Annotated in this window: 12 protein-coding genes; 6 read left to right on the top strand and 6 right to left on the bottom strand. The window is 36.5% G+C overall.

Features of this window, described 5'->3' with window-relative positions; genetic code table 11:
• Positions 1–197: 197 nt before the first annotated feature.
• The 6 genes from ACZZZA_RS14855 (at position 198) to ACZZZA_RS14830 (ending at position 12,009) form a co-directional block, all read left to right on the top strand.
• Positions 198–3,242 carry a SusC/RagA family TonB-linked outer membrane protein gene (locus ACZZZA_RS14855; RefSeq protein ID WP_463433057.1) on the top strand — a complete coding sequence of 1,015 codons (3,045 nt, stop codon included), beginning with the start codon at positions 198–200 and terminating at the stop codon, positions 3,240–3,242.
• 18 nt (positions 3,243–3,260) lie between these two features.
• Entirely contained in the window at positions 3,261–5,324 is a 2,064-nt protein-coding gene (locus ACZZZA_RS14850) for a RagB/SusD family nutrient uptake outer membrane protein (RefSeq protein WP_463433055.1), read from the top strand.
• A gap of 280 nt (positions 5,325–5,604) precedes the next feature.
• Positions 5,605–7,707 (top strand): bifunctional aldolase/short-chain dehydrogenase, encoded by a 2,103-nt coding sequence (locus ACZZZA_RS14845; protein ID WP_463433053.1) that lies wholly within the window; start codon positions 5,605–5,607, stop codon positions 7,705–7,707.
• 86 nt (positions 7,708–7,793) lie between these two features.
• Entirely contained in the window at positions 7,794–9,071 is a 1,278-nt protein-coding gene (locus tag ACZZZA_RS14840; RefSeq protein WP_463433051.1) for a sugar isomerase, read from the top strand.
• A 305-nt stretch (positions 9,072–9,376) separates the two neighbouring features.
• Positions 9,377–10,762 carry an FGGY-family carbohydrate kinase gene (locus ACZZZA_RS14835; protein WP_463433049.1) on the top strand — a complete coding sequence of 462 codons (1,386 nt, stop codon included), beginning with the start codon at positions 9,377–9,379 and terminating at the stop codon, positions 10,760–10,762.
• Positions 10,763–10,860: 98 nt separating this feature from the next.
• Positions 10,861–12,009, top strand: coding sequence for an alpha-hydroxy acid oxidase (locus ACZZZA_RS14830; protein ID WP_463433047.1), 1,149 nt, complete (start codon positions 10,861–10,863; stop codon positions 12,007–12,009).
• Between the two features lie 89 nt (positions 12,010–12,098).
• Here ACZZZA_RS14830 and ACZZZA_RS14825 read toward each other — a convergent pair whose 3' ends face one another.
• The 6 genes from ACZZZA_RS14825 to ACZZZA_RS14800 all read right to left on the bottom strand — a co-directional run bounded on the left by ACZZZA_RS14825 (position 12,099) and on the right by ACZZZA_RS14800 (position 22,733).
• Positions 12,099–12,725 carry a hypothetical protein gene (locus tag ACZZZA_RS14825; protein WP_463433045.1) on the bottom strand — a complete coding sequence of 209 codons (627 nt, stop codon included), beginning with the start codon at positions 12,723–12,725 and terminating at the stop codon, positions 12,099–12,101.
• 74 nt (positions 12,726–12,799) lie between these two features.
• A complete protein-coding gene (locus ACZZZA_RS14820; protein ID WP_463433043.1) occupies positions 12,800–13,243 on the bottom strand; it encodes a nuclear transport factor 2 family protein in 444 nt (147 codons plus the stop codon).
• Between the two features lie 140 nt (positions 13,244–13,383).
• Entirely contained in the window at positions 13,384–14,430 is a 1,047-nt protein-coding gene (locus ACZZZA_RS14815) for a GntR family transcriptional regulator (RefSeq protein ID WP_463433041.1), read from the bottom strand.
• A gap of 221 nt (positions 14,431–14,651) precedes the next feature.
• Positions 14,652–16,049 carry a pectate lyase family protein gene (locus ACZZZA_RS14810; RefSeq protein WP_463433039.1) on the bottom strand — a complete coding sequence of 466 codons (1,398 nt, stop codon included), beginning with the start codon at positions 16,047–16,049 and terminating at the stop codon, positions 14,652–14,654.
• Between the two features lie 453 nt (positions 16,050–16,502).
• Positions 16,503–18,638: a hypothetical protein gene (locus ACZZZA_RS14805; RefSeq protein WP_463433037.1), complete on the bottom strand. Its 2,136-nt coding sequence runs from the start codon at positions 18,636–18,638 to the stop codon at positions 16,503–16,505.
• Positions 18,639–19,124: 486 nt separating this feature from the next.
• Complete coding sequence (locus ACZZZA_RS14800; protein WP_463433035.1) at positions 19,125–22,733, bottom strand: DUF4450 domain-containing protein; 3,609 nt, start codon at positions 22,731–22,733, stop codon at positions 19,125–19,127.

The raw sequence follows: 22,733 nt of genomic DNA, 5'->3' as shown, positions 1-22,733 counted from the left end.
TTGAAGTTGTTGTATATTTTGAATATTAACCAAGATTAATTAATTAAATCGCTAACATTTTTATATATCGTTAAGGATTTGTATAATTATTTAAGAAAAATTAAGAATTTTATAATGCAGGATATTGCAGGATGCCAAAACTTTCGCAACGCTGTACTTTGGTGACAGAAATAAGTAATGTAAATAAAAATTAATATATGTCTCTAATAATTAAACACAAGAATTTTAAGCCACTTATCGCACCGCTGTTTTTGCTTGCGTCTGGCTTTATGTTCGGACAAAAAGCAGCAAGTGATACTGTAAAAACAGATACTAAAGATATCGATGAGGTAGTTATTATCGGTTATGGAAAAGTAAAGAAATCTGATCTTACCGGATCTGTATCATCTGTATCTGCAAAAGATCTTGCGGCAACACCTGCAATGAATGCTTTGCAGGCTTTACAGGGAAGGGCCGCCGGATTAAATATCGTTACCGCAGGTGGAGCTCCGGGAGCTGGTGCAAACGTTACCGTACGTGGTGGTGCTTCTATTACTCAGGGTACAGAACCTCTTTATATCGTAGATGGTTTTCAGCTGGATAATGCGCTGAATATTATCAACCCCAATGATATTGAAAGTATCGATGTACTGAAAGGTGCTTCTGCAATCGCAATCTACGGAGCGCGTGGTTCAAACGGAATTATTGTAATTAAAACCAAAACAGGTAAAAAAGGAAGAATAACGATCAATTATAATTCTTTCATGGCATTTGATATGCTTTCGAAGAAACTGGATATGATTTCAAACTCTGAGCAATATGTGAAATATCAGTATGAGATGGCACAGCTTCAGGGGAAAACAACTACATGGAGTAATGTTTTCGATAATAGTTTAGGTGTAGATTCTCCTGGCTTTTATACGGGAGCTTTTAACAGGATCAGTAATCGTTACGCATCACAACCTGCATTAGACTGGCAGGAAAAAATGCTTGGCGGAACAGGAATTACTACCAATCATAACGTAAGTGTCTCTGCTGGTAATGAAAAAACACAGGCATTCATCAGCTACAATTACAACAAGCAGGAAGGTTTATTACAAAATTTCAGTGAGACGAGAAACTCTTTGCGTGCCAACATCAACTCAGAATTATACAAAGGTGTGCGTTTAGATTTCAGTTCAATGTTTACGTCAAATTCTACCAATGGTGGAGGTGCGTATTCAGGAATGAAAAAAATATTGCTACAGCCTATTACAGGAGGTACATTATTTACTCAGGATGAATTATTTAATACCCAGACATTTCCTGATTACTCTTCATTAGATTCCGGTTTTGATACAGAAAACCCTTATATAGAAACTGCTGCGTCCACATCAAACAGACGTGCAAGAACATTTTTGGCGAATGTAGGTTTAGAATTTGATTTATTAAAAAACTTCACATTCAGAACTGCAGGATCTTATAACTGGACGAATAGTAAATCAACTTCATTTTCAGATAAAAACTCTCGTGCATTTCTTACAGATCCTGTAAATACTGGGATCAACGGAAGTATTGGGAATTCTGAAGCGTACAGATATCAGATTACAAATACATTGACTTATAATACAACTTTAGGTGAGAAACATAAAATTACAGGTTTAATCGGTAATGAAATAATCTATGACGAAAATGAAAGTAGCAGCATGAGACTGATAAGGTTTCCTTCTATTTTAAATTACGGGTTAGATGATATTTCAAATGCTACAGTTGCTGATAAGGATGCAGGTAAATCTAGCAATGCGCTGATTTCATACTTTGCACGTGTAAATTATAACTATGATAATCGCTATTTGTTAACCGGGACTGTTCGTAGAGACGGTTCGTCAAAATTCGGTCCGGATGAAAAATTTGGTGTTTTTCCATCTGTAGCTGCTGCGTGGAGAGTTTCTCAAGAAGGTTTCTGGAAAAATTCTAAAATTGAAAATGTAATCAATGATCTTAAGTTCAGATATGAATTTGGGATCGTAGGGAACAACAGCATACCAAATAATGTATTCAGAACCAATGTTGTTGCAACAGATTATCCTATTAATAATACAGTAGGGAATCTGGCTTTGGTAACAAGCAGTGTACTGGGTAACCGTGGTGTGCAGTGGGAAGAGATGAAATCTACTAACTTTGGGGTAGATTTGGCTTTATTTAACAATAGAATCAAGCTGACTTCTGAATGGTATAATAACAATGTAACCGGCATGTTGCTGGAAACTGTACTTCCTGTGTCAACAGGATATTCAAGACAGTTTAAAAATATTGGATCTATGAAGAATACCGGGATGGAATTCACATTAAATTCAGTGAATTTAAGTTCTGAAAACTTCAGATGGTCTACAGATGCCAATATAGGATTTAATAAGTCTAAAGTTTTATCTCTTGATGAAGGGAGAACTTTCCGAAATTTCAATGCAGGAAGCAACAGAGCAGGTATGGTAACATATTATGCAACCGTCGGAGAAGAATTAGGTGATATGTACGGATATGTTTATCAGGGAATTTATACCACAGATGACTTTATCCAGGCTTCAAACGGAACATTAACTTTGAAACCAGGAGTTGTAAAGCCTTCTACAGGAACTCCAAAACCTGGTGATATAAAATTTGCTGCTGATAATGAAGCCGGCGATCAGTTTACAAGAAAATTGGTGAAAATAGGAAACGGAACACCTGATTTTATTGGTGGTTTGAGTAATAATTTCTCTTACAAAGGTTTTGATCTGGCAGTATTTATGAAATTCAGTGTGGGTGGTGATGTTTACAATGCTACCAAGCACAGTATGAGCCCTTATGCTTTATTCCAAAACGTGCCTTCAGAATTTGGCGATAATTATTACCATGTAGTTGATCCGAATACTGGGCAGGCTGCGACAAGTTTGGTGAGACTGAAAGAACTTAACCCTAATGAGGAATCAAGGCTTTGGAGTTTAGGCACTACCAATTCAAGCTATATTACTTATCCTTCATCATATTATGTAGAAGACGGTTCATATTTAAGGATTGCTATGGTCACTTTGGGATATTCTTTCCCTAAAGAATTTTTAAGCACTGTTAGATTATCTAATGCACGTATTTATGCAACGGTTAATAATCTGGCTACAATTACCGGATATTCTGGTTTTGACCCGGAAGTTTCAGCAGCGAGCGGTGTAACTATTACACCTGGTTATGATAGTTCATCATTTCCAAGATCCAGAAGCTATGTTTTGGGTATCAATCTTACTTTTTAATATTTAAATGTTTCAATCATGAAAAATATATTTAATAAACACAATTTAATAAAGAAGCTAATCATTGTTCCGGCTATTTTGATTGCCGGTTTAAGTATCAATTCTTGTAACCACGATTTTTTAGATCAGCCATCATTTAATTCATCTGATACACAATCTGTATTTACAAATATAGAAACTGCAGATGCTTTCGTTCAGGGTTTATACAGAGGTCTCGTTCCTACTGAAATGTTTTACCAGTTAGGTGCGGGAGATACGGTTACCCATTCATCAGAAGATGGCTCAACCAATAATTCTAAGTACAACATCTGTAATTATCAGTACGATTCAAAAACTCCAAATACGGTAACAGGTATCTATGCAGCAATGTATGCTGTGATAGAAAGAACCAATATTGCTATCGATAGATTACCAGATATGCCAGCAAGCCCAAAACGTGATGCATTAATAGCAGAAGCGAAGGCTATTCGTGCATTTTGCTATTACAATTTGATCAGAGTGTACGGTGATGTACCTGCAATCTGGATTCCTTTAGAAGAAGCAGATCCCAATGATCCCAATACATTTTATCCAAAACGTTCTTCACGTGACGAGATTTATGACAAGGTGATAGGTGATATTCAGGAGTCGATAAATAATATGCCTGCGTCTAACGGAACACCGGAAAGATTAAACAAGCAATCTACCAATGCACTTTTAGCAAAAATTGCTTTGTATGCTGCAGGATATTCACTTCGCTGGCCTCTCAATACTGCTACCCCAGGTACAATGTCTCGTCGTCCGGATAATGCAAGAGTTCAGCAATTGTATCAGATTGCAGATGCGGCTGCGGCTGCAGTTATTAACGCTGGTACCAACAGTCTCGTTCAGGCACAGGGAGGAAAAAGCGGTTTTGAAGCTTTATGGTTCAATTTCGACAGAAGAAATTTTGCAGCTGTAAACCAGGAAATGCTTTGGCATATCGCTTCTTACGGACCCAATACCAATTCAGCATTTGGGGTGTATGCACATCCTGGTTCAAGGGGTGGTACTTACGGTTCTCGTAAAGCGTTACAGTTTATACTTCCAAGTTATTACCTGTCTTTTAATGCGGCAGATAAGCGCAGAGATGTTGCCACAACTTCTTACAGTATCTATTTCTTAAATACGGGTAGTGCAAGTGATACATGGGTGGATGTAGGTACTACCTATTCTTGTATTATGCCGGGTAAGTTCAGAATTTCCTGGTGTGTGGAGCCACAGGCTGCAGATTCACGTAATTTGAATATTCCTATTATCAGATATGCTGACGTATTATTAATGTATGCAGAAACTCAGAATTATTTAAATAATGGACCTACAGCTGCAGGAATCGCTGCTTTAATGCAGGTAAGAAACCGTGCAGGAGTTGGCTCGTTACCAATACCAAGTGGTCAACAGGCTTTTGAATCAGCACTTGTTCAGGAACGTAAATGGGAATTTTCTGACGAGTTTATGCTTCGTACAGATTTGATCAGAATGAATCGTCTTGCCAGCGAAATTGATGCTACAAAACAGGCAATGAAAAACTTATCAAACCGTACTGGTCAGTTTGCAACAACACCAATTTACCGTTTGTACAAGTTTCATAAAAATGCACAGGTATATGGAGATCCGTTCTTAGCAATTACGTATATTGATTTAACAAACCCTACGCAAATTGCACAAGTTCAGGCAGTTCCTACCAACTCATCAGGTTATGCTGCTTATCAAACGACTTTGAAGGCTATAGCATTAGCAAACGGACAAACATCAACCACTGATGACAAATGGTATCCTGCGAATATGTTCCAGGCTTACACAAGTACATTCAACGGTAACGCGAGAAAAGCAGTTGGATTTACAGCAGGATTTAATGTGCTTCAGATTGGAAATATTATCTATACAAAACCAACAGGTTCTTTCGAAAATGGTGGAGTATATCCGAACTGGATAGAAGGTGGCGGTGATGGTCTTTTCTACGGATTTGTACCAAACAAAACAGAATTACTTCCTTTTGCAGCAGCTTCTGCAGGTCATCCAATGATTGATAATCCTAATCTGACTCAGCTTCCAGGTTATTAATCGTAACAATATTTTAATATTTTTTAAACATTAAGAAAGTTGAAGAATTATGGTTTTCGTAATGAATCTTTAAATTTTCTTAATGTTTATATTTTATCAAAACACCATATCATAAATATTAATCAAAATAACTTAATCAGATTGTAGTAAGAGATAGATGATTTACAATAATCAAACATTAATTTATCTTTAATTAAAGCATTTAGCAGTATAGAACGGGATGCTGAAAAAAATAAAACAATCTAAATTTGAGTTAAAATTCAGAAACAAAAGAAAACAAATGGAAAACGTGAAAACATTCAAATACGTAGATTATTTATGGGACGAAACTAAAGCAGCATCTTTCGGAGATGATCAGGTGGCTTTATTTTTATACCGTTCAAATATATTAGGTGCAGATCTTAGAATTACAAATTATGGAGGAGGAAATACAAGTTGCAAAACCATTGAAAAAGATCCTTTAACAAACGAAGAAGTTGAGGTAATGTGGGTAAAAGGTTCAGGTGGCGACATTGGAACTTTGACGAGAAAAGGTATCGCAGGATTATATACAGAAAGATTAAGAAACCTGAAAAATGTTTACGGAGGTTTATCAGATGAAGACAGAATGGTAGGTTTATTCGATCACTGTATTTTTGATCTGGATAGCAAAGCGCCTTCTATTGATACTCCGCTTCACGGTTTACTTCCATTCAAACATATCGATCACCTTCATCCGGATGCTTTAATTGCAGTTGCTGCAGCGAAAGACAGCGAAGCGATTACGAAAGAAATCTGGGGAGACACAATGGGATGGGTGCCTTGGCAACGTCCTGGCTTTGATTTAGGTTTACAGTTAGAAAAATGCCTTGCCGACAATCCTGGAATTCGTGGGATTATCTTAGGAAGCCACGGTTTATTCACTTGGGGAGAAACTTCTTACGAATCTTACATGAACAGTCTGGAAGTAATCGAGATGGCTTCTGAATATATCGCTAAAAAAATACAGGAAAACGGACAGGTTTTTGGCGGACAAAAAGTAGAATCTCTTCCGTCTGAAGAACGTAAAAATAAAGCTGCTCAACTGATGCCTTTGTTAAGAGGTCTGGCTTCATCCGAAAACAGAATGGTTGGTCATTTTACAGACAGCGATGTGGTTTTAGAATTTATTAATAGTAATGATCTTGAGCGTCTTGCGCCACTCGGAACTTCTTGTCCGGATCATTTTTTAAGAACAAAAATTCAACCTTTGGTGCTGACTTTAGATAAAAATGAAGATGTAAGCGATTCTAAAGCGATTTTGGAGAAACTAAATCCTCTTTTCGAACAATACAGAAAAGAATACAAAGAATATTACGAAACGTGCAAACACCCAAACAGTCCGGCAATGCGTGATCCCAATCCGGTGATCATCATTTATCCGGGAGTTGGAATGTTCAGTTTCTCAAAAGATAAGCAAACAACTCGTGTTGCCAACGAATTTTATGTGAATGCCATCAACGTAATGCGTGGTGCAGAAGCTATTTCTGAATACACGTCTTTACCAAGACAGGAAGCTTTCGACATCGAATACTGGCTGCTTGAAGAAGCAAAACTGCAGAGAATGCCGAAAGAAAAACCTCTTTCAAGAAAAATTGCAATCGTAACAGGTGCAGGTGGCGGAATAGGACAGGCAATTGCTGACAAAATGGTTGCAGAAGGTGCGGTAGTTGTTTTCACAGATCTTAATTATGAAGCTGCGGAAGCCGTTACAGCGAGATACAGCAAAGATCAGGCGATCGCAGTTCAGTGTGATGTTACAAATGAAGAAGATATTGCAAATGCTTTCAAAGAAACTGTTTTAGCTTTTGGCGGTGTTGATATTTTGGTGCATTCTGCAGGTTTGGCAATTTCTAAATCTTTGGAAGATACGACCACGAAAGATTGGGATCTTCTTGAAAATGTTTTGGTTAAAGGTCAGTTCCTGATCGCAAAGAAAGGAACTGAAATTATGAAAAAACAAAATTTAGGAGGAAATATCGTGAACATTGCCAGTAAAAATGGCTTGGTTGCGGGTCCAAATAATGTAGCTTACGGAACTGCAAAAGCAGCTCAACAGCATATGACGAGATTGTTGGCAGCAGAATTGGCAACGGATAAAATCAGAGTGAATGTTGTAAATCCTGACGGTGTGATCGTTGGAAGTAAAATCTGGGAAGGTTCTTGGGCAGAAGGCCGTGCTAAAGCCAACGGAATTTCTGTAGAAGAGTTACCGGCATTTTACGCAAAAAGAAATTTATTAAACGAGATTATTCTTCCTGAAGATATTGCAAACGGCGTTTTTGCTTGTGTTGCAATTTTGGATAAAACGACAGGAAACATCATCAACGTAGATGGCGGAATGGCAAATGCGTTCCCAAGATAAATTTAATTGTTTAGAAGATTTTTATTTTAATAAATTGAAGGCTTGCTTCGTGTAAGCTTTTAATTTTAAAATATTAAAAATAAATTATGATTATAAGTAAAGATATTATTGATCAATACAATAAAGCAGGAGTAGAAAACTTTAATACAGATTTCGATTTCCTGCAAAATAAACTGACGAGATCAGGAGCAAACGTTTCTGAGATCGTCCAAAAAATTGCCGATTTCCAGGTAGCCATTCCAAGTTGGGCTTTAGGTGCAGGCGGAACTCGTTTCGGAAGATTTTCTTACGGGGGCGAACCTTCAGTTTTAGAACAGAAATTAGATGATGTTGGTCTGCTTCATGCTTTAACTCATTCTGCAGGAGCTGTTTCTCTTCATATTCCTTGGGACATTCCAAGTGATGTGAGTGCTTTGAAAGAAAGTGCAGCTTCTCACGGACTTGTTTTCGATGCAATGAATTCCAATACGTTTCAGGATCAGCCAGATGCAAAGCAATCTTATAAATTCGGTTCTTTAAATTCTGTAAATGAAGATTCCAGAGCTTACGCTGTTGAACACAATAAAGAAGTGATCAGAATCGGAAAAGAATTAGACTCCAAAAGTTTAACCGTTTGGTTGGCAGACGGAGCAAGTTTCCCGGGACAGCTAAATTTCCAGACCGCTTTATCAAACACTGAAAAAAGCTTAAAAGAAATCTATGGAGATATGCCTGAAGACTGGAAATTGTTCATAGAATACAAACCGTACGAACCGAATTTCTACTCAACTACCATTCAGGATTGGGGAACTTCTTTTATGCTGGCAAATGCCTGTGGAGAAAGAGCTTTCACATTAGTAGATCTTGGTCATCATTTACCGAATACCAATATTGAACAGATTGTTGCAACCTTAATGTACAAAGGTAAATTAGGTGGTTTCCATTTCAACGATAGTAAATATGGCGATGATGATTTAACGGTGGGTTCTATCAAGCCTTATGCTTTGTTCTTGATTTTCAACGAGTTGGTGTACGGGATGGAAAACAATCCGAACAATCCTTATCCGGCTTGGATGATTGATGCAAGTCATAATATCAAAGATCCTTTGGAAGACTTACTGCAATCTCTGGAAGCGATGTTAATTGCTTATGCTCAGGCACTTTTGGTTGATCAGAAAGCTTTAAAAACAGCACAACTAAACAATGATGTTGTTGGTGCACAGGATATTTTACAGAATGCGTACAGAACAGATGTTCGTCCTTTGTTACAGGCTGCAAGATTGCAGACAGGTGCAGCATTAGACCCAATTGCCGCTTACAGAAATCTGAAAGTAAGAGAAACTTTGATTTCAGAAAGAGGCTGGGCGAAAGCAACAGGATTGTAAAATCCGTTTTCAATTGATAATTTCTACTTTCAGGTGCAATTGAGAGTTTAATTATATATCCTTATATAGTACCGTTGAGATCAGAGTGTTCAGTACATTAAGTTTAGGCTTTATTCATTAAGAAATCAGTGGATTTTTCTTAACATTCTTAAAGAGCTGAGCACTTCTTGATGGTTTTAAAATTATTAAATTTAAAGCGATTTTAAATAATTTTTGAAAAAACTACATGAATATTCTTTTCTAAAAAGTTTAAATAATAAAGACTAATAACCATTTTATAATCAATCATTAAATTCATTTCAGGAATGTCCAAAAAGAAGGTAACCATCGTATTTGATATCGGGAAAACCAACAAAAAGTTTTTTTTATTTGATAAAAATTACAAAGAAGTGGTGCGTGAATATACCGAACTGCCCCTCACAACGGATGAAGATGGTTATCCTACAGAAGATCTGGTTGCTCTGCAAAACTGGATCAAAGATAACTTTAATGCCATTCTTGAAGACGAAAATTTTGAAGTTAAAGCCATCAATTTTTCCACTTACGGAGCGAGTTTTGTGCATTTGGATCATAAAGGAAATATCCTTACCCCTTTGTACAACTACACAAAGCCGATGGATCAGGAGATTCTTGATTTATTTTACGAAAAACACGGAGATAAATTAAAGATTGCAAGGGAAACAGCGTCTCCGCAAACAGGAATGCTGAACTCTGGTCTTCAATTATTTTGGTTAAAATACAAACAGCCGGAAGTATTCAGGAAAATCCGGTACAGCCTTCACTTACCTCAGTATTTATCCTATCTTTTTACAGGAATCTGCGTTTCAGAATTTACTTCAATCGGTTGCCATACCAATTTATGGGATTACGATAAGGCAGATTATCACGATTGGGTGTATGAGGAGGAAATCGATGCTTTATTAGGTCCCATTGTTCCCACTTCGGCGAGTATCAATACTTCATATAAAAATCAAAAAATCAAGATCGGCGTTGGAATTCATGACAGTTCTTCTGCGCTATTACCGTATATTTTAAGCAAGAAAGAACCCTTTTTATTACTTTCAACGGGAACCTGGAGTATTTCTTTAAATCCCTTTAATGATGAAAGTCTCACAGATGAAGATATCGAAAACAACTGTCTGAATTATATGAGAATTGACGGCAAACGTGTGAAAGCATCCCGTTTTTTCATGGGAAATGAATACAAAATTCAGGTCGAAAAATTGTGTGCTTACTACGGAAAAGAATACGGTTTCCACAGAGAAGTGCAGTTTGATCAGGATTTGTATATGCGTCTGATGAAAAATAAAAATATCTACTTCCGTTTTGAAGGAATTATTTTAAAACGAAAAATGATTACTGCTACAGATTTAAATTCATTCGCAACCTTTGAAGAAGCATACCATCAATTAATGATCGAGTTAATGGATTTGCAGATCCACACGATTACAAATGCCATCGGAAATTCAGATATCAAAAATATTTACATAGACGGCGGATTCACAGATAATGATGTCTTTATGAAACTGATGTCGCACCATTTTCAGCATTACAATGTGATGTCAACACATTCTCCTCTGGGTTCGGCTTTAGGAGCTTCAATGGTTATTTCCAATAAAAAAATAGACGAAACTTTTTTACAGCAGCATTATCAGATGAAAGTGCTTCAGCCGTTAATCCTTAATTTGTGAAAATTATAGTTTTTGGTTGACGGTTGTCAGTTGATGGCACAATCTCAAAACCATTAACCAACAACTATCAACCGACAACCAAAAACCAACATCCAACTATGTCATTTCCATTCGATACCAATTATGCCTCGCTTGAACTTTTAATAGAAAGAGCAAAGAAAAAAATGCCACAATTCGCATTCGATTACTTGGATGGCGGATGTAACGAAAATATCAACCGAGACAGAAATACAAACGAACTGAGAGAGGTTCTGCTTCGTCCACGTTATCTGAATAATTACAGTGAAGCTAGCATGGAAACTGAATTGTTTGGTGTAAAATATTCTGCACCTTTCGGGATTTCTCCTGTTGGTTTACAAGGATTGATGTGGCCAAATTCACCTGAAATTTTAGCAAAAGCAGCTTTTAAACATAATATTCCATTCATTTTAAGCACAGTTACAACAAGCAGTATCGAAAGAATTGCTGAATTAACCGAAGGAAAAGCTTGGTATCAATTATACCATCCGAGAGAAGAGTGGTTGCGTGATGACATTCTTGACCGTTGTGAAGCTTCAGGTTATGACGTTCTGGTGGTTTTGGCAGATGTTCCAACTTTCGGTTACAGAGCAAAAGAAATCAGAAATGGCTTGGCAATGCCACCTCAATTGAATCTGAGAACGGTTTCTCAGGCTTTGGTAAAACCTCAATGGTGTTTAGAAATGCTCAAACATGGTGTTCCTAGTTTTGCCACGATGGACAAATATATGGACAAGAATATGGGCGTAAAACAGCTCGGACAGTTCATGAATTCTACTTTTTCAGGAAGATTAAATTCTGACAGAATCAAAGCCATCCGTGATAAATGGAAGGGGAAATTGGTCATCAAAGGTGTGGCTTCAGATGAAGACGCTGCAGAATCTGTACGTTTAGGATTCGACGGAATGATTATTTCCAATCACGGCGGAAGACAGCTTGATGCAGGTGAATCTACCATTGCAGTAGTAAAAGAAATCAGCGAAAAATACAAAGGTCAGATCAAAATAATGATGGACAGTGGGGTGAGAACCGGTCCGGATGTTGCCCGTGCTTTGAGCTGTGGCGCAGAATTTACTTTTATGGGAAGAACGTTTATGTATGCAGTTGGAGCTCTCGGCGACAAAGGTGGCGATCATATTATCGAAATGCTTAAAATGCAGTTCAGACAGGTGATGGAGCAGGTTTGTTGTGATAAGGTGGAGGAGTTGCAGAATTTTAGGGTGAAGTAGAAGTATGGAATTAGTTTTGTTTTGATGTAAAATATTCTGAGAAATTAATAAAAAACATGACGTTCCAAAAGATGGTCTATTTTTATACATTAATTAATTACTAGATTACATAGTTCTGCAAATTCTGGATTATCATTGTTTTCAGGACTATTTCTTGTAACTAAATGATACCTTCCGTCAACCAGAATTTCCAAAATCCATTCTTGTCCATCTAAAATGATATTGGGATCATGTGTTCCCATGTTCCAAAAATTAATATCATTTGCTTTTGAAATAAATCTATTCCATTTTTCTATATTAATCTTCTTTGTGTACTCTTTTACTATTTTTCCTGTTTGATAACCGCCTAAGCCATCACTTTGGCTATAAGTTAAAATTGTCTGGTCGTTTTGAAGTTCCATTTTATAAACAAAAGGATTTGACCACGTTCCTAAATTTGTATATCTAACAATCTTTAAATTTTTGTTCTTTTTATCAAAAAGAGATACTTCGTTTAGTGAATTCAAATGTTTTGAATACCATTTGTTTCTAAATAATGAAAGGGAATCATTTGGGCCATTATTAATTGTATCTCTAGTATATTTATCTTCGTTATAGGTCGCAAAATATAATTTTCCATCATATTGTCTTTCATCTTCTTTTGGCGAAATATTCTTTTTGCTCATACAATTGGTAATTAAAATTAAAGTTAGGAAAAGTAGTATTTGTTTTTTCATATTCAATTAAGATTAATGTTTAAAGTAAACGATTCATAAAGTAAAACTTACGAATCGTTTTTATAGAGTACAATTTATTTTTTCTTCTCCGATTTCACAGCCTGTCTCGCCAATAATTTCCAGTCATTTTTCACTTTCGTCCAAACCAGCAAAATATCCAGAGTCACGTCGCCCGGAGCTTTTCCAAGATCAGCAGTTGTCGCAAAAAAATGGTGACGCACGATCGCAGTATTTCCAACGATCTGTACGTTTTGATTGGTAATATCAATCGTCAGAAAATCAGATTTTTTACTGACCAGTTTTTCAACAAATTCTTTGGCATCATCAATATGACCTCCCGAATGTCCGTAAGTCAGTTCCGGTACAATTAATGATTCTAAAGCTAATTTTTCGCCACTGATCATCGCAAGTCTCAGTTTTTCTGCTGCATCTTTTACAGACTGTGTGTCATTTTTTTTCTGTCCGAAAACAGCAATTGCCACAAAAAAGCTCATGACAAAAATTAATTTCTTAATCATAATTCTGAAAAAATTTAAGAAAAATATTTAGGTGAATTTTAATTTATCTCTAAAAAAAAGAATCAGTTACCAGTATTAATGTAATTCCCAAACACCAACAACCAAAAACCATCAACCAAAAAACAACAACCAACAACCATTTACAAAGAATCTCTCTGAATAAATTTAAATACATTATTCACCGACTCTTTTTTGTTTTTTAAGATCATGTAGGCCGCAGATTCTCCCATGGCTTTGAAATCTGTAGTAATTACCGTAATTCCCAGCAATTCTTTTAGAGGAGTTTCGTTGTAGGAAATAATTCCGATGTCTTTGCCCAACTGCAGGTTTTTTTGTCTGATCTGTTTTACCAGATTCACCAGATCACGCTCACGGATCGTAATGAATATATCTTTATCCTGCAGTTCCATGTCGGGATAAATTTCGTCAAGAATTTCATAATCCAGTTTAAAATCTCTGCAAAATTGCTTAAATCCTCGTACAATTCGGAAAGGATAAGGATGAATTGATTTGTCAGGATACACCAGAATGATCTTTTCGTATTTCTTTATTTTGTCTAAACCTTCTTTTAAGGCATTGTAAATATCATGTTCGAAATCCTGGTAAATTGAACCGTATTCTCCAGAAATATTAGGTTTAGTATTGTCCAGTAACAAGAGTTTATTCTTCGGAATTTTTTCAATCATATCTAAAACTTCCTGCGTTGAACTGGTATGTTTAGATTGTTCGTCACGAAAGTGGGGCATGACCACGTAATAATCAAATCCACCAAGATTTCTCTTCAAAGCATTAATAAAAAGTGTTTCATCACAATGATAAATGTACATTTCTACATTTCCTTTGGTACCGATTGCATTGACGAAATAATTGTAAATCATCATTTTATATGTACTCGGTTTATTGATCAGGAAGAAAATATTAATGATGTCGTTCTTGTTGACACGGGAAATGTAGTAACCTTTTCCTTTTACCGATTCTATAATTTGTCTTTTTCTGAGCTCTTTATAGGCTTTTTCAACCGTATCTCTGGAGAGAAAACAAGATTCGCTGAGTTCATTAATAGAAGGAATTTTTTCTCCAATTTTGATTTGTCCGCCGTCAATTCCGTTGAGAATAGAATCTACAATCTGTTTGTATTTCGGAACTCTGGAATTTTCGTTGATATTGATTTCTAACGTGTCTGACATGATAGTTGATTAATGGATCTGCTTCCAATTAAAAAAAATCGATTTCCAAAAAATGCTTAATGGTTGATACAAGTTACAAAATTTATGTTAATCTATGCAAACTCGTAAGATTAATATCTGTTTATATTCATTTTTTAATACTTATAAAGATATATGATTACGTTATTGTTTGAAAATAAATTAAAAAATATCTGTATTAATTATACTTAAGTTTTTTTTAATTATTTCATGATGCTATTGATATAAACTTCAATATTCAGATAATTTTTGCACATTTTATTGGGTCTCAGAGCATCTGAAGCATCGTTCGGATTAAGACCCATTTTCAGTTCAGTTGAATTCGGAATTCCGTCTTTGTCACTGTCTTCAGGGCTTTTAGAAGTTGGAAAATCGCCCAATCCGTTATTAGCAAGCGGAAGATCATTTTCCGTGAAAACGTATAAGCCTTTGGTACCTTTTGAGTTAACTTCTGAAATAATTAAGTTATCGACATCATCCCGATTCGGGAAATTAGCTCCGGCATTTTTAAGAACAAAATCGAAAGCCTCAACCGCAGATAAATCGGGTTTCGAGTAAGGATAATCAAATGGCGTATTCATAAACTGTAACGGCGTTTCTCCGGGATATCCACTTGGGTTATGGGGAACTAAAGTACCATCTAAAAAACCGTTTTTATTAGAATCATCATAGTTTCCCGATTCAAATAAAGATAAAGTTTTTGTTCCTCTGCTGAACGGTGTTGTTTGATCTATATTTAGCGGGCCGGCTACAAAATAGTTATTGATGATATTCACCTCAGATTTTTGTGCTGAACCGCCCATTATATAACCATCTCCGGAAACTAAATGTCCATTTTTATTCCCTAAGTTTCCAAAATTATAGATAACATTATTGACGAATTCATTTTTGCCTTTTACTTTCGGATTTCTCGTTTTATTGCTTGCATAAAGAGATTTGATAATACTTACGCTGCCATTCGTTTGAATCAGGCCGCCTGCAGAATGGTTGTAAAGATGTAAACCTTGAGCAATGATTGAGTTTTGAAGTGTGATACTGTCGGGTTCAATGCCTCGGTGATCCCAATTGATCGAGAAAACTTCATCCATTCCCCACGAGATCGATAGATGATCAAGAATGATATTTTTCCCGTTTGACAATCCTGAAGCATCAGTATTTTTAGAAACTTTATTTTTATTTCCCAATCTGATTCTGAAATATCTTGCAATCGTATTATTGGAGCCGGAGAAAGAAACTTTTTGCCCATACAGAACAATTCCCTTTCCCGGTGCGGTTTGTCCTGCAATCGTTGTGTTTTCCGAAATGGTCATTGCAGATTCCAGATTAATAATGCCGCTTACCGAAAAAACAACAAATCTTCCCGGTTTGCTGACGGCGTCTCGAAAAGAACCTTCACCGCTGTCGTTCAGATTATTTACAGTATACACTTCTGGTTTTGCTGCGCCTCTTGCGCCTTTAGCAAATTTCCCAAAACCCTCTGCTTCCGGAAAAGCCAGAGTCTTTCCCGAATTACAGGCTTCAGTATTTATATTTTGTGATTTCTGAGCTTGACAAAATAGTACAAACACTGAACAAAAACACGCTGCGACAATTTTTTTCATATTCAATTATTAGGTAACAATTTATCATCTTATTAAGCTGAAATCATCCTGCACTATGCTGTTATTTTATTAAATATCAGTATTTTAAAGATTTAATTTAAAATTTCGTTTCATTGATGTTATTCAAATTTTGAATCGTATTTTGCAAACTCAGAACGTTCTAAGAATTTCAAAATAATTTATATCAATGGTTTTTGCACAACTTTTTGTAAAGAAATGTAAAACATTATCTAAAAATATCAATTGTTATAAGGTCAAGTTTTCCATATTAGATGCTCCGTAGGAGCAATATGTTTGTAGAATAAATTAAACTAAACAGTTTGAGCTCCGTAGGAGCGGCACATTTATCTCTCCATCTCTCCAACTCTCCAACTCTTCAACTCTCCAACCCTCAACTCTCCAACAAAAAAGCCTGCCATTTCTGACAGACTCAAACTAATATGAATGTAATTTTTAAGGCATTTTCTTAAAGCCTTCTGCTTTGATTTTCCAAGTTCCATCTTTCGGGAAACCGGGAAATTTGCCAGTCGAACTGTCCCAACCTTCAAGCATCATCGCAACAGCTGCTAAGGTTCCGCCATTTCCGGGAAGATAAATTCTCAAACGGCCATCCTGAAAGTTATGTCCGTTTTTCAGGTATGTATTGGTTTGAATGTTCATAAACAAAGCATCCAAAGCTTTATTCGGAAGACCTAATCTTGCAGCATTCATTGCCGTCATCGGGAAATCCCATCCCCAAGTATGTTCCCAGTTCCATCTTTCCCAAACGATATCAAGGGTATTCTTCATAATTTTTTTATCCAGTTTCGGCGATTCAGGAACCATTCCCAAAGCTCCCAAAACAGCAGGATGATCGGTCATCCATTTTGGAAATGTGAAAGAATCTTTCGCAGATTCGGTTGATAAATAAACTCCATCCTGAACAGGAAGCGGTGCCAATTTATTGATGACATCGTCCCATTTTTTATCTCTTGGCTGTCCCAGTCTTTCTTTCCATTCTTGAGCAGTTTTCAGCGCCCAATCCCAATATGCCACCTCATAGGTAGGGTTGTAAGTATCTTTCGCAGGGAAAACTTCCTGAGCCGGAATTACTCCTTTACCCAGATTATATCGGTTTTTTCCTTTGTCGTAAGTGGCAAAATCTGCCATAAAATCTGCTGTAGCAAAAATCAAGTCTTTATACTTTTCCAAAACTTTTTTATCCTGATTGCTGCGATACAAAAGTTCGGTCATGTAAATAATGTGCGGCTGCTCCCAAATCAAAAATGCGGCAACGGAAGACGGACTTTCATTTCCTTCATTATCCGACATTTTAATCCAACGAACGCCTTTATAACCTTGTCTTTCCGCTAGTTTTTTTGCTTTGTCAAAGGTTCTGAAATAATAATCCAATTGTTTCTCCAAAATTTCTGGTCTTCCCCATAATGCGTAATGAACGCCGTGCCACCAATGCATTTCAGTGTGTGGTTTTCCGTACCAGCTGTTGAAAGTCAAACCAGTTTCCTGTGGAGGATTGCTTCCGCCGCATTGAACTTTCGTTAAATATTCTGACAATACAACTCTTCGCTCCAATTCATTGGCTCTCGGATCTGTACTTCCTTCAAAATCAACGGCTGCACCGCTTTCCCAGAAGTTTTTCCAGCCGGAAGTACTTTCTTTTTCAGCATCAGAGAATAATGTTCTGTTTGATTTTGGATTTTTAGCAGAAAACTCAACACTTAATTCTATTGTTTTGTTTTTAGAAGATGGCTCGTAAACGAAATAATGTTTTCCCGCTTCACGAAGTTTTCCTTCTGTAAAATTAAATTGAGTATAATAATCGGTGCTTTGCAATGTATGCTGAATCAAGCCTTGCGTGGATTGTGACGAAACCATTTTCGTTTTGTGGTCATTTTCATTTCCATAAAAAGCGGCGTCATCCAAAAACTGTCCGGTCGGAGAAGGGTAGCGTGCAAAAACTTTCAGTTTATTTTGAGAAATCAAACCAGATTCAATTTTTACCCCTATTTTATCTGAATTTTGAAAACTTGCCGTCCAGACTTTTACAGGAATTCCTTCAAAAGTAAATTCACTGGTAATAATTCCTGTCCACAAATCAATTTTTTGACTGATGTTCTTCAGATCCGTAATTTTTGCTTTCTGACCATCTTTCTTAAGCAGTTCAATCCCGATATTTCCCAACTGCAAACGGTGTTGATTCACACGGTAATATTCAACTGCACCTTTGTTTCTTTCGGGTTCTTTCAGCTGAACACTGTACAGAGCTTTTCTTCCGTCATTGTTAAAATCATAAGCTTTCAAAGTTTCCTCAAACTTATAATCTTTAGTATTTGGAAAGCTGTTCCATCCCCATTCAGACTGGGTTCCGAGAGAAACGCCTTTCTTATAATATTCAGGAAAAGACTGCATTCCGGTGATGTCGACCGTATATGCAAATTTTCCGTTTCCTACGGTTAAGGTAGAAAGTGTGTCTGCTTTTGTGTTGACTATATTATGACGCTGAACGACTTTTTTTCGATCGATTTTTTGGGCATACATTGAAGAAAATCCCATCAGGAAAACCCCAAGATATATTGTCATTTTTTTCATTTTATCTTAATTTATACTTTATAAACTTGTGACTTAGGCTTCGACAAGCTCAGCCTGACAATCCTAATATTATATGTTCTACAGTGCTGTCAGACTGAGTTTGTCAAAGTCTTGCGCTGATATTTCTATATTGTTGACTATGAATGCATCAATGATTTTATGATTCATTTAAAGCCTCTCCAAATATCAAAATTATTTCTCCAACCCTAAAGGGAGTAATTTTGATGAAGTTTTCAAAGCATTTTTCCACCTTTAGGGTTTGGGGAAAAGAAAATGTTTTGAAAATTATATTTTAAACAATTCTATACATATTCTTATTTCGATTGTTATTTTCGAATAGTTATCAATAGGAATGGGCTTTAGCCCATTTACTTAACGGTAAATATTCATTGGCTTTAGCCAAAATCTAAACTAAGTTTTGGCTAAAGCCAATAAATAATTATTTTTTCAAGACGGGCTAAAGCCCGTCCCTATTGATTTTAAATTCTATTTCAAAACCGTCGCACTCATCATTCCAATCACAACATCATTGCTCACGGCCGTTAGTTTTATCGATTTTAATTCTTTATTCGCATCAATCGGTAAATCCAAAATCGTTGCAGCACCGCCATCAACTTGTCGGTCTGTAAATCCTTTGATGCTTGAATATTTGCTCAACGTTCCGCCCTTGTACAGTTCTCCTGTCTTCAGGTGTATACGATATGGAATTTTATCATCAGGAATTTCGAAAGCAAAATTATCATCAAACAAATCCTGCTCAATCGGCCACCAGTTGGTTGGGTTTTTCAGTTCTAATTTTGTTGTGGAACCGTCCGCATATTGAACAGTAATTCTCCCGTTAATAATTTGAGATTGCATCGGATTCGTAGAACCTGCCATCAGAAAATAAATTTTCTTTCCTTTCCCTGAAATTGGAATTTCAAGAGAATCTGAATAATTGTCCCACTGACTCACAAAGGCAATATTTTTATCTGTTTTATCAATTAAAAAAGGAATTTCAAGAAAATCCACTTTGCCGTTTTTTCTTTTATTCATCAATCCGCTGTCATCGATTTGTGAATTGATTAACGGATAACACCAATTTCCGATTCCCTGCCAAGGAAGTTGTAGAGTAGGAACTTCCAGTCTTGGCGAAAGGTACTTTTGATTAAAAATCTCAGTTACTTTTTCATTGTATTTTGAAGCTAAAGAAATGGTATTGAAATGACCTTGATTTTCAATTTCCCAATCCCTGATTTCAATATTTTGTTTGATTCCGTTGTAGCTGAGTTCAATAGAATTGGTTCCTTTGCTCAAAATATTAGCCGGAATTTCAATGGTTATATTTTGATTTTTTTGAACTGAAAAAGTTTTGTTTAAACCATTAACAGTCAATTTTCCGTTAATTGAATTGGATGATTTTGACTGTATCTGCAGTTTTTTATTCACCCATTTTGCCTCTAAAGGAAAACGAATATCAATATTTACAGGTTGCCACCAACTTGTTCCGTTTTGCTCAACCTGAACGAAGAAAGTTCCTTTTCTTTCCTCTTTAACTAAATCAATTTTTTGGTTAACCACCACGTCTTCGCTCTTTGGTCGAATCCACCCCTTCAGAGGAAGGGAATTTTTAATCAATTCCTGCGGATCAAGAACATCTTTAATTTTCTTTTTTGGATCGAAATTCAATTGAAGGCTTTCAGAAATATAATTGACATAATCGGTTTGCTCATTTTTCAATTCTTCTCCAGAATAGTTGATTTCAATTTTAAAATCTTTTCCTTTTGGCGTTTCAAACTGAACAATTGGCTGAAAAATGGAGTTCGTTTTAATCTTCCAATCCACTTTTTTGCCATTCACTTTTACCGATTTGATGTTGGAATAATTCACAGGAATCTGCATTTCCAGTGCCACCGGATTTTGATATTTTGATTGAAATAGATACTCCGTTTTTTTTGAAGTTCTGGTAAAGTGATATTCCCAGTCCGGAAGTTTCAGTTCGGCAAAATTCCAGTCTTTCGGGAAACCAGGTTTGATGCTGATTTTATTTTCCAATAAATTTGGATAAACCCCGAAAAGTCCTTCGGTCAAAGTTCTTGAAGCCACACCAATCGGGTCGGCAAAATCACGATACAATTCACCACGAAAAGCATCGTAATGAGAAAGCTGCTCAAAATTCCCCGGACTGATCCCATAATACATCGACTCAACGAGATTTCCCTTCCAAAGTCGGTAGGCATCTTCAGTTCTTCCAGCTTGCCAATATGCCAAAGCGGTCTGTAAATTCTCTGCCAAAGCAACGTTATTGATCGACCAATCGTAAGGTTGCCAGTTGGTTGTGGAAAGCGTGTAATAGTTTTTATCTTTCTCACCATTTACCGTTACCGGAATTTTAGGTGTATAATTATTAATATATTGTAAGTTCTGATAATCCTCAAATTCGTTCAGAATAAATGCATCGGCAACGTGATAAATCGACCAGATTCCCGGTTTATCGTGAACAATTTGATTACCCAAAGCATCTTTATATTCTGCAAAATAGCCTTTGTCTTTAATCCAAAGCTGGTTTTTCATTGCGTTTAAAATCGCATCCGCTTCCTGTTCGTAAGGTTGGGGATTTTCGCCAATTATTTTTGCCAGTTTCGCCATTTCACGGTTGGCTCTGTAATTATAAGCCGATGTATGCGTCACTTTTCCACCCGAATATTGCAGTGCATCACTTGCCCAAATTGCAGCATATGCATCGTATAAATCGCCACGTTTGAAATTTCGTTTTTCCCAATCCATATGGCGAACTATCGTCGGCCACATTTTCTTCAGAAATTCTTTGTCTCCGGTGTAATTAAAATGCGAAAACATCTGGTCAAAAAATACCAGATTCATGTCGTAATGATGCGGTTTTGTATTGTCATTCGGATTTCTGGAAATATATCCGCTTGAAAAAACAGAAGTTCCCATTTTTTCTTCATGACGGGCGAGATGTCGCATCGTGTCCATTTCTACAGGCGCAAAATCAGGTTTCAAAACCTGTGAATTGGCATAACTTTCAAAATGTTCTTTCGCCCGGTCGTGCCAATTCAAAGCATCGGCTGTGTAAGCACCACGCCACGCATTCAGTCTCATTCTCCACGCCACTGCGCCGTGAAGGAAGGTTGGACTTTCCCAAATTCCGTCTGCAGCAACGGCTAAATTGGCTCCGAAATTATTCAAATCAGCATCCGGAGTTTTTAATTGAATCCGATTTGTTAATCTTAAACGGGATTTTTCAGCATCATCAAAGATGTTTTTCAAATCTTCATCAGAAAATTTTTTATCTGATTTTCCTTTGGAAATTTGAATATAAACCGGATTTTTTTGTGAAGAATACGAAGCGTAAACAATTGGAGATTTGACTGTTTTATTTTGAGTAAACTCAGAAAGTTTTTCTAAAGTTGCAGCATCAGTTTGTTGTAAAGAATTGATATTCGAAAAACTTCCGCTGACGATTTGAGTTTCTTTTTTCTTATTTAAATAATTGAGCTGAAATTGATTTTTATTCAATTGAAACTGATTGTTCAGACAATATTCAGGTAATAAATAAAATCCGGATTCTGGGTCTGCGCCGATGTCGCCGTTTCTGCTGAAAGTCGTTCCGCTTGCACCGCCGTAAATCGCATAGATTTTTGTGGAAGAATCTACATTGGCAGTTTCCATTTTTAAAACCAAACCTTCTTCTTTAGTTTGTGCTAAAACGGTCAGTTTTAAAATTCCGGTTCCAAGAATCGAGTCTTTAATTTCATACAACATTGAACCAGGACGGTAACGGGTTTCAATTTTTTCAGCCTGAATTAATTTTTTAATCGAATTTCCTTTTTGGATCATAAACTGAAGATTGCCGCCCATTCCCGGAAGATAGAGTGCAAATTCCGGTAAATCGCCCGCTTCAACCCTGGAAGCACGATTGTTTCCATACAAAGCACGGTTGAATCTGTACTTTCCGTTGACCAATAAAAAATCACCTTTGTCTTCTTTGTAATGCAGTTCACGCTCATTATTCTGCCAGTGTTTCGACTGGGAGTATGAAAGTGAAAAAGCTGACAAAACCAGAAATCCGGCTAAAATGGATGTTTTTCGCAT

The organism is Chryseobacterium sp. AC405b (assembly GCF_979258685.1).
Note: the sequence above shows the minus strand (reverse complement) of the source record. Positions and strands in the feature narration are given on the sequence as shown.

Excerpts from the sequence above, each read along its gene's own strand:
- ACZZZA_RS14855 (WP_463433057.1), top strand. The coding sequence starts at position 198 with ATGTCTCTAATAATTAAACACAAGAATTTTAAGCCACTTATCGCACCG.
- ACZZZA_RS14850 (WP_463433055.1), top strand. The coding sequence starts at position 3,261 with ATGAAAAATATATTTAATAAACACAATTTAATAAAGAAGCTAATCATT.
- ACZZZA_RS14845 (WP_463433053.1), top strand. The coding sequence starts at position 5,605 with ATGGAAAACGTGAAAACATTCAAATACGTAGATTATTTATGGGACGAA.
- ACZZZA_RS14840 (WP_463433051.1), top strand. The coding sequence starts at position 7,794 with ATGATTATAAGTAAAGATATTATTGATCAATACAATAAAGCAGGAGTA.
- ACZZZA_RS14835 (WP_463433049.1), top strand. The coding sequence starts at position 9,377 with ATGTCCAAAAAGAAGGTAACCATCGTATTTGATATCGGGAAAACCAAC.
- ACZZZA_RS14830 (WP_463433047.1), top strand. The coding sequence starts at position 10,861 with ATGTCATTTCCATTCGATACCAATTATGCCTCGCTTGAACTTTTAATA.
- ACZZZA_RS14825 (WP_463433045.1), bottom strand. The coding sequence starts at position 12,725 with ATGAAAAAACAAATACTACTTTTCCTAACTTTAATTTTAATTACCAAT.
- ACZZZA_RS14820 (WP_463433043.1), bottom strand. The coding sequence starts at position 13,243 with ATGATTAAGAAATTAATTTTTGTCATGAGCTTTTTTGTGGCAATTGCT.
- ACZZZA_RS14815 (WP_463433041.1), bottom strand. The coding sequence starts at position 14,430 with ATGTCAGACACGTTAGAAATCAATATCAACGAAAATTCCAGAGTTCCG.
- ACZZZA_RS14810 (WP_463433039.1), bottom strand. The coding sequence starts at position 16,049 with ATGAAAAAAATTGTCGCAGCGTGTTTTTGTTCAGTGTTTGTACTATTT.
- ACZZZA_RS14805 (WP_463433037.1), bottom strand. The coding sequence starts at position 18,638 with ATGAAAAAAATGACAATATATCTTGGGGTTTTCCTGATGGGATTTTCT.
- ACZZZA_RS14800 (WP_463433035.1), bottom strand. The coding sequence starts at position 22,733 with ATGCGAAAAACATCCATTTTAGCCGGATTTCTGGTTTTGTCAGCTTTT.